The 11,465-nt window shown below is 42.6% G+C and carries 9 protein-coding genes; 7 read left to right on the top strand and 2 right to left on the bottom strand.

The window, feature by feature from the left end; translation table 11 throughout:
* The first annotated feature begins 16 nt into the window (after nucleotides 1-16).
* Both RQP52_RS13225 and RQP52_RS13220 read left to right on the top strand, forming a co-directional pair.
* Entirely contained in the window at nucleotides 17-1,546 is a 1,530-nt protein-coding gene (locus RQP52_RS13225) for a glycoside hydrolase family 43 protein (protein ID WP_315952026.1), read from the top strand.
* Between the two features lie 15 nt (nucleotides 1,547-1,561).
* Nucleotides 1,562-3,034: a DUF5605 domain-containing protein gene (locus RQP52_RS13220; protein ID WP_315952025.1), complete on the top strand. Its 1,473-nt coding sequence runs from the start codon at nucleotides 1,562-1,564 to the stop codon at nucleotides 3,032-3,034.
* Nucleotides 3,035-3,404: 370 nt separating this feature from the next.
* On the opposite strand, the gene RQP52_RS13215 is transcribed toward RQP52_RS13220, so the two are convergent.
* Together RQP52_RS13215 and RQP52_RS13210 are read right to left on the bottom strand one after the other, a co-directional pair.
* Nucleotides 3,405-4,499, bottom strand: coding sequence for a DUF3626 domain-containing protein (locus tag RQP52_RS13215; protein ID WP_315952024.1), 1,095 nt, complete (start codon nucleotides 4,497-4,499; stop codon nucleotides 3,405-3,407).
* Between the two features lie 30 nt (nucleotides 4,500-4,529).
* Complete coding sequence (locus RQP52_RS13210; protein ID WP_315952023.1) at nucleotides 4,530-5,378, bottom strand: AraC family transcriptional regulator; 849 nt, start codon at nucleotides 5,376-5,378, stop codon at nucleotides 4,530-4,532.
* A gap of 370 nt (nucleotides 5,379-5,748) precedes the next feature.
* Between RQP52_RS13210 and RQP52_RS13205 the strand changes: the two genes are divergently transcribed.
* From RQP52_RS13205 to RQP52_RS13185, 5 genes are all read left to right on the top strand, one after another.
* Nucleotides 5,749-6,921, top strand: coding sequence for a Gfo/Idh/MocA family protein (locus RQP52_RS13205; protein ID WP_315952240.1), 1,173 nt, complete (start codon nucleotides 5,749-5,751; stop codon nucleotides 6,919-6,921).
* A 36-nt stretch (nucleotides 6,922-6,957) separates the two neighbouring features.
* The gene (locus tag RQP52_RS13200; RefSeq protein WP_315952021.1) at nucleotides 6,958-8,634 is read left to right on the top strand and encodes a type 2 periplasmic-binding domain-containing protein; all 1,677 of its coding nucleotides are present in this window, start codon (nucleotides 6,958-6,960) and stop codon (nucleotides 8,632-8,634) included.
* Nucleotides 8,635-8,758: 124 nt separating this feature from the next.
* Nucleotides 8,759-9,736 (top strand): ABC transporter permease, encoded by a 978-nt coding sequence (locus RQP52_RS13195; protein ID WP_315952019.1) that lies wholly within the window; start codon nucleotides 8,759-8,761, stop codon nucleotides 9,734-9,736.
* A 12-nt stretch (nucleotides 9,737-9,748) separates the two neighbouring features.
* A complete protein-coding gene (locus tag RQP52_RS13190) occupies nucleotides 9,749-10,630 on the top strand; it encodes a carbohydrate ABC transporter permease (RefSeq protein ID WP_315952017.1) in 882 nt (293 codons plus the stop codon).
* A 38-nt stretch (nucleotides 10,631-10,668) separates the two neighbouring features.
* Nucleotides 10,669-11,448: a phytanoyl-CoA dioxygenase family protein gene (locus RQP52_RS13185; RefSeq protein WP_315952015.1), complete on the top strand. Its 780-nt coding sequence runs from the start codon at nucleotides 10,669-10,671 to the stop codon at nucleotides 11,446-11,448.
* The last annotated feature ends 17 nt before the right edge of the window (nucleotides 11,449-11,465 follow it).

Genomic DNA, 11,465 nt, shown 5'->3' with positions numbered 1-11,465 from the left:
ATTAGGAGAGTTAGCGATGGAGAATGTGACGATAACGAACCCGATTATCTGGGCGGATGTTCCGGACCCTTGCGTTATTAGAGTAGGAACGGCCTACTATATGGTAAGCACAAGCATGCATGCAATGCCTGGATGCCCGATTATGAAGTCTGAGAATTTGATGGATTGGAAGATCGTGAACTACGTTTACGATACCTTAGAGGATAATGACGCCAACAATTTGCTGGATGGGAAAGGCATTTACGGTAAAGGGTCATGGGCGGCAAGTTTACGGCATCATAATGGCACGTTCTATGTGTGTTTCTCAAGTAATGATATGAACCAGTTCTACATCTATCGGACAGCAGATATCGAGAACGGGAAGTGGGAGCGATCTGTCATTGCAGGAATACATCATGATCCAAGTCTGCTGTTTGACGATGGCAGGGTTTATGTCATTCACGGCAACGGTAGTATTCGCATTACGGAACTGACATCTGATGTGATGACAGTAAAATCTGGAGGTATCGATCAGCGGCTCTTCGAGACGGAACGTGACGGCATCATGCTGCGATGCGAGGGGTGCCATGCGTATAAGCTGAACGGTTATTATTATTTGTTTTTCATTGAATGGCCCAATACCGGAAATCGACGTCGTAGGCAGCTTTGTTACCGATCCAGGGAGTTGCTCGGTGTTTATGAGCATAAAGTGATTCTTGATGACGACATGGGATATCGCAATCATGGTATCGCTCAAGGAGGCATCGTGGATACACCGCAGGATGAGTGGTATGCCTTATTCTTTCAAGATCATGATGCTGTGGGGAGAATTCCCATTGTGCTTCAAGTTACTTGGGTGGAGGACTGGCCGGTCATTGGGATGGAAGGTAAAGTGCAAGTTTCATTCCAGGCGCAATTCCCGAGCACGGCACCTACGGCGCCTACCCAATTGGTCATTAGCGATGAGTTCGACTATAACGAAAATAAATTGCTGCTTAATTGGCAATGGAATCATAATCCGGATAACCGCCTATGGTCTGTGATCGCGCGTCCAGGCTGGTTGCGATTAGAGACGGGGAATATTACCGACAGTATCCTATTAGCACGCAATACATTGACGCAGCGGACAGAGGGTCCTGTATGCATCGGCATTACGGCAATGGATGTTTCCCATATGAAGCCGGGTGATCATGCAGGAATGGTTGCACTTCAAAATCATTTCGGAACAGTCGGTATTCAAATCGCAGCGAACGGCGAGCGATATGTTGCGATGTGTGTTAATGGAGGCGACGGTAGTGAAGAAGCGGTCGAGCGGATTCTATACGAGGATAGTTTGATTTACTTGAAGATTCATTTCAATTTTGAAAATAGTACGGATCTTGCAAGCTTTTACTACTCAGCTGATGGTGAAGAATGGAAGAAAATCGGATCTTCGTTGAAGATGAAGTATACCTTGGATCATTTTATGGGCTATCGGATCGGGTTATTTAATTATGCGACCAAGCAGGTTGGCGGGCATGCTGATTTTGATTTCTTTCGATTTGATAAGGTGGAAAGTACTATTTAGAGGAGAGGCAGACCTATGACCTTCGCTCAAATCAGGCCAACAAACGAACAAGTTGAACAATGGGATATCTTTGAGCTAGTGTTTTTTGCTTCATATGACGGAAATCCTTTTATTGAAGTATCTCTATCCGCCGAGTTTTACTCAGGTAACCATTCAGTGAATGTGATGGGATTCTATGATGGCGAAGGCATATTTCGTATTCGATTCATGCCGACAACCTTGGGAAATTGGAGTTATCGTACATCTAGTAATGTAGTAGCACTCGATGGACAGGTTGGTGGCTTTGTCTGTGTAGAATCATCTCCAGATAATCATGGTCCAGTTCGAGTAAGTGATACATTCCACTTTGCCTACGCAGACGGCCTCCGATATCTACCGGTAGGTACAACCTGCTACGCCTGGACACATCAGCCCGCTAATCTTGAAGAACAAACCCTATCGACGTTGAAGGCTTCCCCATTCAATAAGCTGAGAATGTGCGTATTCCCGAAATCTTATCAGTTTAATGTAAACGAGCCCATGTACTATCCTTTCGAAGGCTCACTGGAGGAAGGTTGGGACTATAGCCGATTTAATCCGGTGTTTTTCCAGCATCTTGAGCAGAGGATCGCTGATCTTGGTAAGCTCGGTATAGAGGCGGATCTCATTTTATTCCATCCGTATGATCGATGGGGTTTCTCACAGATGCCGTTGGAAGTCGATGAAAGATATCTTCGATATCTCACAGCACGTCTTGCCGCATACCGGAATGTATGGTGGTCACTAGCCAATGAGTTTGATTTAATGAATTCTAAAAAAGAGGAAAACTGGGAGTACTATGCCGAAATCGTGACATCAAGCGATCCGGTCGGTCATCTCATTTCCAATCATAATTGTCTCCGATTCTACGATTACAGCAAACCTTGGGTAACTCATTGTAGTATACAACGAATCGACATGTATAAAACGGCAGAAGAAACGACTGAATGGCGTAACAAGTGGCATAAGCCGATTATCGTAGACGAATGTGCTTATGAAGGGGACATCGAACACGGTTGGGGAAACATCACAGGGGAAGAACTAACCCGTCGATTCTGGGAAGGTGCTGTTCGTGGCGGTTATGTTGGGCATGGAGAGACCTATTATAATGAGAAGCAAGTTCTATGGTGGTCAAAGGGAGGCGAACTTGCAGGTATAAGTCCTGAGAGAATCGCTTTCCTTCGCCGAATCATTGAACAAAGTCCAGGTGGCATATTGAATCCACTGCCTTCTTCCTGGGATTTGCCTTGTGCAGGCGTGAAGGATGAATACTACTTGTACTACTTTGGTTTTAATCAGCCGCGTTACCGGCATTTCAAACACGAGTCCGGTGTCTCCTATTGTGTAGAAGTAATTGATACATGGAATATGACGATAACCAAGTTGCCAGGCATTTTCGAAGGGGCGTTCCGTGTTGAACTTCCTGGGCGTCAATATATGGCGGTTAGATTAGTCGCATCGATAAATTGATCTTGACAAAGGCTGAATGAGAAGTGGGTTGTGTATTTCCGGGATGGGCGATTGAGTGAGGTTGGATAGGGTTGAAAACATCTATTCACGTTGCTTTATTAGGTATAGCCTATAATAAAAATTGCCTCCCTTTTTTTAATATATAGATCTTAGACCCATAGCCCGTTGCTATGGGGCATTTGTGTGCCATCAGTATTAAAACAATTCCAGTGATGGAGAGAGGTAATCTTATAAACAGGAATGAAACAAACGGCAAATACGGTATCTGGGGTCATGATCTTCGAGATCTAGATTTAGGTTCAGTCAATGTCGATAAGAAAAATAATGGAGAAATTTATTTATATCTTAACATCGAATCTTAAAGAAAAAATTATAGCTTAAAGTTTCGAAGTGGCTTTCCATATCTCACTAGAACATGCCACATAAGTTTTAACTCTTGAAGTACTTCTTTATAGGTTCCGCGATCGCTCCAAGAAGCGGGATTGCGCCTCAAGTCCATTACAGCCGATCCAATCATGCTCACATCGATAAAATCATTTCGTGCAATGCGTTTGGCTAAGGAAGGCATCGAGGGACCTCTAAAATCTGAGGGAACTTCATTTGCCAAAAGCACAAAGCCCATATGCCAATAGAGATCAATTGAATACTTGAGGCATATTTGTTCCAGGGTCCGCCCCGTAGGAGTTCCTTTAAATGAAGGATCTGCAACGAGCACTTCCACGTCTTCCTTAAGTGAAATATTCCCATGCACCTGGGCCTCAATATAATGGTTAAGATTGCGGCTAGGCTCTTTGATTCCTGGGTCAGAGAGTGGCCTTTCCAGATTAACCAGCACATGATTGATTAATTTCTGTGGTGTCAGATTTTTTTCCCCGATAGCAAAATCTCTTAAGAATGCCTCCTTCATGAGAGCGGCCATAATGATATCAAACTCCTCATACGTACCCTTTTCCTTCGGATCTTGATGAGAATCTAAATAAGTGAATGTACAACGATATGCGACCTCCGGAGATAGAAGGAAATAGCAAGATCCAAAACGTGGTGCCGGACCATCTGGATGTAACATCAAATCCAGTGCTCCATACTTGGGACGCTGGCTATGGGTTGAGTCCATTCGTTGATAGGCTCCTCCAAAAATCTTCTTCTCCCAGAGGTCGCGTTCACCGCCAGGATAAGCTGACACGCTACCATTAGATAATAATGTTTCAAACTGGCTCTTATAAATTCCTTGCTCAAGCAGTGCCTCGGCAACGCTTTTCATTGTCGGATCAGGTCTATCTGGATGAAAATGCAGGGCAATTTTTGCGTGCGCCTTTAGTTTGGCGACAGCTTCTTCAAATGGTTTAGACGCGATATTAGACATTTGAATAATTTCCTTAATTGCCCGCTCAGCTTCATCTTTGTGGTTTCTCGCGTATTTTGTAATATGCTCTAAAGCCAATAATTGTGAACTTGATAATTTCATGGATATAGTAGTCGCTCCTTTTCGAACCGATTAGTCAATATCCATATTACCTAAATTACCCTTATATTTTCCGGGAGAGATACCAACGGTACGTTTAAACATTTTCAAAAAATTGGAATAATCATTAAATCCACACAGTTCGCAGGTATCTGTGACGCTATAACCTTCCGAGAGAATCTGTTTAGCTTTGGATATCCGTTTGAAAAGAATATATTCATGGATGTTACTACCGATATGTTTCTTGAAAACTCTCCCCATATAAAATCGATCCACATAAAACTTAGTAGAAAGAGATTCAAGTGTGAGATCCTTTTCCAAATTCATATCAATGTAGTCTAATAAAGAAGTTAATAATTCCGGCATAGAAGAGAGGTTTTCCGAACGATTAACGTCTTTGAAGATAATATTGATCAAGACTAACAATTCAATGAGATAATTCAGCTTTAAAATCTTATAGCCGACATGGGGTTTAAGATTCTCAATTTGATTAAAAAGACGCAGAAATTCATTAATTTGGCTGGGTTGAAGCGTAATCTTATTTTGTTGGCCTTTAGGTTTGTTTAGAAAACAGCTTAGAAGGTCGAGACTTGGAGAATTAAATTTGCGAACGATATGTGGTGTAAACTGTAACGTTATTCGTTCGTATACGTTATCGTTTTTGAAGGAAGGTTTATGAATTTCTTGATTATTTGTAATCATGACATCGCCATATTGAATTGGATACATGTTCTTTTCAACGAAATAGTTCACATCACCTGAGATTAAAAAGTAAATCTCAAACTCTTCGTGCAAATGAAAGTTAACATTACATTTATTAGGATTATAGATTCTACGTTCATAACGGATGCATTCGTCTATACTTTCATAAGCTAAGTTCATCCATCTTACCTCACTTTAAATACCTGAAGGTTCAGGTGAATAGTAGTGTTACTGATGCTGGATAGCATCCAGCGACAGTCGGTGAATAATGACCGCAATCAATCTGATATTCTATAAACTCCGCTGCTCCCCAACCTTTCCTATACTTCCATATTAAAGAAGTTTACACAAAACTATTTTACAGACTCCCGTCAAGGGAATCAAGTAGCCATTCCTGCACAAAAAACGATATTTTAATCACAAAAAACTATGACTTATTGCGAGTATTATTTTAGAATAGCAAAAGAAAACGCTTTATTCTTCGTTTTTCCTACTTTGGTCAGGCTTAAACTACACTTTAATATACGGGGAGGGGTATTGGTTGAGTCCAATGAGAAAAGTGAAATTAGGTGTAATTGGTTTAGGCGGAATGGGAAGCAGCCATCTCAAGTATTTGACACAGATGGAGACAGTTGAAGTCGTAGGAGTTTGTGATGTTGTACATGAAAAGGCTGATAAAACAGCGGCTCTCTACCATACCAAGGCCTATTACAGCCATACGGAGCTTTTTGACAAATCGGGTATAGAGGCTGTGTTAATAGCCGTTCCCCATTACGATCATACGCCCATATCGATTGATGCCTTCTATAAGGGAATCCATGTTCTTTGTGAGAAACCTATTGCGGTGCATGTCAATGATGCTCAAAAAACGATAGACGCTTATGAAAGCGCTAAGGAACACTATCCCAATTTGATGTTTGGCATTATGTTTCAAGAAAGAACCTACCCTCATCATAAAAAAATAAAAGACATTCTTGATGGCGGCGAGCTGGGCCAATTAATCAGAGCGACCTGGATTAATACCAAATGGTTCCGATCTCAACTTTACTATGATAGCGGCGAATGGCGTGCAACGTGGGCTGGGGAGGGCGGAGGAATTTTGACCAACCAATGTCCGCATAATCTGGATCTCTACCAATGGCTATTCGGTCTCCCGTCACGGATCAACGGTTTTGCGCATATTGGCAAATATCATGATATTGAAGTCGAAGACGAAGTAACGGCCTACTTTGAGCACGAGAACGGGATGGTTGGCCATTTTATCGTGACTACCGCTGAAACACCTGGATCCAACCGCATGGAGATCGTGGGAGAGTACGGGAAATTGGTTTTTGAGGATAATCAAATTGTTTTGTATCGAACCCGTGAGTCGATGCTTCGTTTTATCAAAGAATCGCAAAGCAGGATGGGCAATGTTGAAAATTGGTACACGGAAATTCCTGTGAACGTGAATGTACCTACAGGGCATCGAGTTGTGACAGAGAAATTTATCGAGGCTATACAAAATGGCGGCGGGGAGCTTATCGCACATGGCCCTGAGGGGATCAACGGACTGACAATTGCGAACGCAATTATGCTTTCTTCGTTTAACGATCAAACCATTAAGCTGCCTATGGATACAGATGAATATGAGAAGAAGCTTAAGGAACTGATCGGAAGCTCCAAATACAAGAAGACAGTGAGACAGGATGTTTTTATGGATATTAGTTATTCCCAGGGTTAGGTCTTATCAATACAAAATGTCTAGGGGGAACTACCAATGAAGGGTAAACTCGGCATGGTTTCAGCTTTATCTCTTTCTGTTGTATTATTCGCAAGTGTATTAACGGGGTGCACCTCTAATGGTACGAAGCAAACAAGTACGTCAGAAAAAAATGAAGCAAGTTTATCTTCAATCCCGCTGCCTATCGTGAATAAGCCCATCACTTTAAAAATGTTTGTGCCCATGGATGCCAAAGTAGCGGCAACCATGAAAAACTATAATGAAATCGCTGTGTTTAAAGAACTGGAAAAAAGGACAGGGATTCATATCGAGTTCATTCATCCTGCATCTATGGATGGGGCGGCGATCAAAGAACAGTTCAACCTTATGGTCGCGTCAGGCGATTTACCTGATCTGATTTATTATAACTGGATAGGCGATTATAACGGCGGGCCCAATAAAGCGATCAAGGATGGCGTCATTTTACCGTTGAATGATTTGGTAGATAAGTATTCACCTAACCTTAAAGCGTTTATGAACTCCGATCCTAAAGCGAATAAACAACTGCGGACAGACGACGGTACGATCTATGTTTATCCAGAGGCCCAATCGCCGAATCAGTATGCGAAAGTAAACCCGAATCCGAATCCTGCATTCCAGACTTTTGGATGGCAGATCCGCCAGGACTGGTTGGAAAAACTGAATTTAAAGTCGCCTGAAACGATTGACGATTGGTATGAAGTACTAAAAGCGTTCAAAACGAAAAATCCTAGCGGCAGCGGTAAAAATGACGAAATTCCTTTGGCGCCTAAAGGAGCGGGGGACCTGCAGAACTGGGTCAGAGCATGGGGGATCAACTACGGGTTTTATCATGACGGCGATAAAGTCAAATATGGACCTTACACACCGGAGTATAAGGAAGCGCTAACAACCTTAGCAAAGTGGTATAAAGAAGGCTTGATCGACCCTGATTTTGGGATTACGGATGCCAAACAATTCGATACCAAAGTTATGGGTAACCGTGCAGGCTCATGGACGGGATCCACATCAGGAACATTCGGAAGATTTGTTCAATTGATGAAAGCGAAAGATCCGTCGGTAAAATTATCAGGAACGGTTCCACCTTATGTTACAGGCACGAAGTCCTACAATTTCAATGTTGATGAAATCAAGGTTGCCAGTGGCGGCGGTGTCGCGATATCCGCAAAAAGTAAATATGCGAAGGAAGCTGCGATGTGGTTGGACTATGGCTACAGTCCTGAAGGATCGCTGCTCAATACCTTCGGTATTGAAGGCGAGAGCTACAAGATGGTGAATGGTTCGCCTCAATTGCTTCCAGAGATTACGAATAATCCAAAAGGCTTGTCGATTGATGAGGCGTTATCTAAATATTCCCGAGGATCTGGCGGACTGGCCTTTGTCATGACACCTGAGATTTGGCAGCAGCGCATGGCTTTACCTGAACAGCAGCAAATTATTGGCTTATGGAAAGCAGGCTCCTACGACAGAACCATGCCGCCAGGGGTAACGCCAACCATTGAAGAATCAACCAAGATGGCATCCATTACTTCTGCGGTTAATACGTATAGGGATGAGATATTCTCTAAAATGATCATGGGACAAGTACCTCTTAGTGAGTTTGATAATTATATGAGCAAATTAAAAGCTATGGGAATCGAAGATGCGATCAAAATTCAGCAAGCGGCATATGACAGATACATGGCAAGGCAATAAGCCTTAACGTTGACCAGAATAGGATTGGCAAGCAGCAGGAGCGCCAGCACTTGATCGCCTCCTAAAGGTAAGATCAATGCTGGATGCCTGCTGCGCAAATTTCTTCGCTCAAAGGGGACGAACGATGGAGAATTTGACGGTTGGTGAGGCGGCGCATGCCAGAAGTATCTATCCGACGACGAAGCAAAGCGGCTTTGTCCATAGACTTCGAAGAGACTTATATAAAAACAGAATCATTTATTTCATGGCCATACCCGTGGTCGCTTACTATATTATTTTTCAATATATTCCTATGTATGGAGCCTCGATTGCTTTTAAAGATTTCTCTCCAATGAAGGGGATTTGGGGCAGCACTTGGGTGGGAATGCAGCATTTTACCGATTTTTTCAACGATGTTTATTTCGGCAGAATTCTTACGAATACCCTTTTAATTAGTGTATATAACATTATTTTTGGTTTTCCGGCACCCATCATTTTGGCCTTACTATTAAACGAAGTACGAAGAAATGATGTTTTTAAAAGGTTTGTGCAATCGGTGACGTATTTGCCGCATTTTATTTCAGTGCTGGTTTTATGCGGTTTAATTGTAGATTTTACGGCAAGAAACGGGATTATTAATGATTTACTCGCCTTCATGGGAATGGAAAGAATAACGATGCTGCTTGAACCTGGATTATTCCGAACCATCTATGTGAGCTCTAATATTTGGCAGGAAGTGGGTTGGGGCTCGATTATCTATTTGGCTGCTTTAGCCGGCATCGATCAGGACTTGTATGAAGCAGCGACGATTGACGGGGCGGGACGTTTCAAGCAAATGCTGCATGTTACACTGCCGGGAATTATGCCCACCATTATCATCTTGTTTATTTTAAGAATGGGAAGCATGATGAACGTCGGATTCGATAAAATCTTCCTGCTATACAATCCGGTTACTTACGAAACTTCGGATGTGATTTCAACTTATGTCTACCGCAAAGGGATTCTGGAAGCAAACTACAGCTTCAGCGCAGCCGTTGGATTATTTAACTCAGTGATCAATTTTGCGCTTTTGGTAGCTACCAACAAAATCAGTAAAAAAGTCAATGAAACCAGTCTTTGGTAGGGAGGGATGACGATGAATCTAAAGCGAAGCAAAGCCGAAGCTATTTTCGGTTTTTTTAATATATGCTTCTTGCTGTTTCTAGCTTTAATTACACTTTATCCATTTCTATATGTTACTATGGCGTCCTTAAGCAACCCCTCTAGTTTAGCAAGTCATTCCGGTTTGCTGCTCTGGCCTTTGGGTTTTAATGTAGACGGCTACATCAGTGTTTTTAAAAATCCCAATATCATCACGGGTTACACCAATACGTTAATTTATGTTGTAGTGGGAACAAGTATCAACGTAGTGATTACCTCGATCGGAGCCTATGTATTATCGAGAAAAGGTGTCATGCTGCGGGATTCCATCATGATGATGATTGTGTTTACGATGTTTTTTAGCGGAGGTTTGATTCCAAACTATTTGCTTGTAAAAAGTCTCGGCATGTTTGACACAATGTGGGCACTCATTCTACCGGGAGCGATCAGCACCTATAATTTGATTATCATGAGAACCTCGTTTGCGGCGATTCCGGATAGTTTGGAAGAATCCGCTCGTATTGACGGAGCCAATGATCTAACGATCTTGTTTCGAATCGTGATGCCTTTATCGCAAGCCGTAATCGCCGTTATGATTTTGTTTTACGCTGTGGCCCATTGGAATTCGTGGTTCAGCGCCATGATTTATTTGCGAGATCGAGATGCTTATCCTTTACAGCTCTTCTTGCGTGAGATTCTGATAAACAGCAGTACCGACAGCATGATTACCGGTTCCGGTGGGAGCGATAAAGAAGCGGTTAGCGAAATTATTAAATATTGTACGATCATTATCGCCACATTACCTATCATTGCCGTGTATCCATTCTTGCAAAAATATTTTACCAAAGGGGTTTTGGTAGGCGCTGTGAAGGGTTGAGCAAATAGGCCAAATTATAGTTGAAACGAGGGATTGGCATGATCTCTGAGGATCAAGTGAAGTTTTATCATGAGAATGGTTACTTACTAGTGAAAGGTGTGTATGACGCAGAGGAAGTTAAAACATTCCGTGAATCGGTAGAAACATTCCTAAAGAGGGCGGCTGCATCGAAATTTGACCGGAGCCATGCTTGGGCTGGAGACTACCTGCCGCCGGAAGAACTAAAGAAGCTGGTGCTTAAGGGCTTCCATGATGTTCAATATCATGACGCCCAGTTCATGCGCATGATCACGCAAAGGAATTTGATCACGATTTTCACCCAATTGATTGGCGAGAATGTTCAACTGCATCATACCAAGATGATGGTCAAACCTCCGGAGAAGGGAGCAGCCTTTCCCATGCATCAGGATTATCCGTATTTCCCGCACAGCAAGCACAGTATGATGCTCGCCAGCATTCATTTGGATCATACGAATGAGGAAAACGGCTGTTTGCATGTCATTCCGGGATCTCATAAACAGGGGCCTTTACCTCATGTGGGAAGCTACTATTTGAATCATAAAGAATATCCTATTGAGAGCGGAATTCCTTGTATCGCTGAATCCGGGGATGTCTTATTTTTTAACTATTTAACGATTCATGGCTCACCGATCAACCGCAGTGACCGGACGCGTAGAAATATACTTGTCCAGGTTCGTGATCCCGAGGATCAGCCGACAAATGATAAGCATGTAAGCTGGGGACAGGGGTTGATGCTTCACGGCATCAATCCAAGATTTAGAAACTATAAGTATGAAGGAACATTACTGGAAGTTTGATAGCTGACAATATGATG

This window comes from Paenibacillus violae, assembly GCF_032461945.1.
Classification (GTDB): domain Bacteria; phylum Bacillota; class Bacilli; order Paenibacillales; family NBRC-103111; genus Paenibacillus_E; species Paenibacillus_E violae.
The sequence above is the reverse complement of the archived record's forward strand: the minus strand, read 5'-3'. Positions and strand labels throughout refer to the sequence as shown.

Excerpts from the sequence above, each read along its gene's own strand:
- RQP52_RS13195 (WP_315952019.1), top strand. The coding sequence starts at position 8,759 with ATGGAGAATTTGACGGTTGGTGAGGCGGCGCATGCCAGAAGTATCTAT.
- RQP52_RS13190 (WP_315952017.1), top strand. The coding sequence starts at position 9,749 with ATGAATCTAAAGCGAAGCAAAGCCGAAGCTATTTTCGGTTTTTTTAAT.
- RQP52_RS13225 (WP_315952026.1), top strand. The coding sequence starts at position 17 with ATGGAGAATGTGACGATAACGAACCCGATTATCTGGGCGGATGTTCCG.
- RQP52_RS13205 (WP_315952240.1), top strand. The coding sequence starts at position 5,749 with ATGAGAAAAGTGAAATTAGGTGTAATTGGTTTAGGCGGAATGGGAAGC.
- RQP52_RS13215 (WP_315952024.1), bottom strand. The coding sequence starts at position 4,499 with ATGAAATTATCAAGTTCACAATTATTGGCTTTAGAGCATATTACAAAA.
- RQP52_RS13210 (WP_315952023.1), bottom strand. The coding sequence starts at position 5,378 with ATGAACTTAGCTTATGAAAGTATAGACGAATGCATCCGTTATGAACGT.
- RQP52_RS13200 (WP_315952021.1), top strand. The coding sequence starts at position 6,958 with ATGAAGGGTAAACTCGGCATGGTTTCAGCTTTATCTCTTTCTGTTGTA.
- RQP52_RS13220 (WP_315952025.1), top strand. The coding sequence starts at position 1,562 with ATGACCTTCGCTCAAATCAGGCCAACAAACGAACAAGTTGAACAATGG.
- RQP52_RS13185 (WP_315952015.1), top strand. The coding sequence starts at position 10,669 with ATGATCTCTGAGGATCAAGTGAAGTTTTATCATGAGAATGGTTACTTA.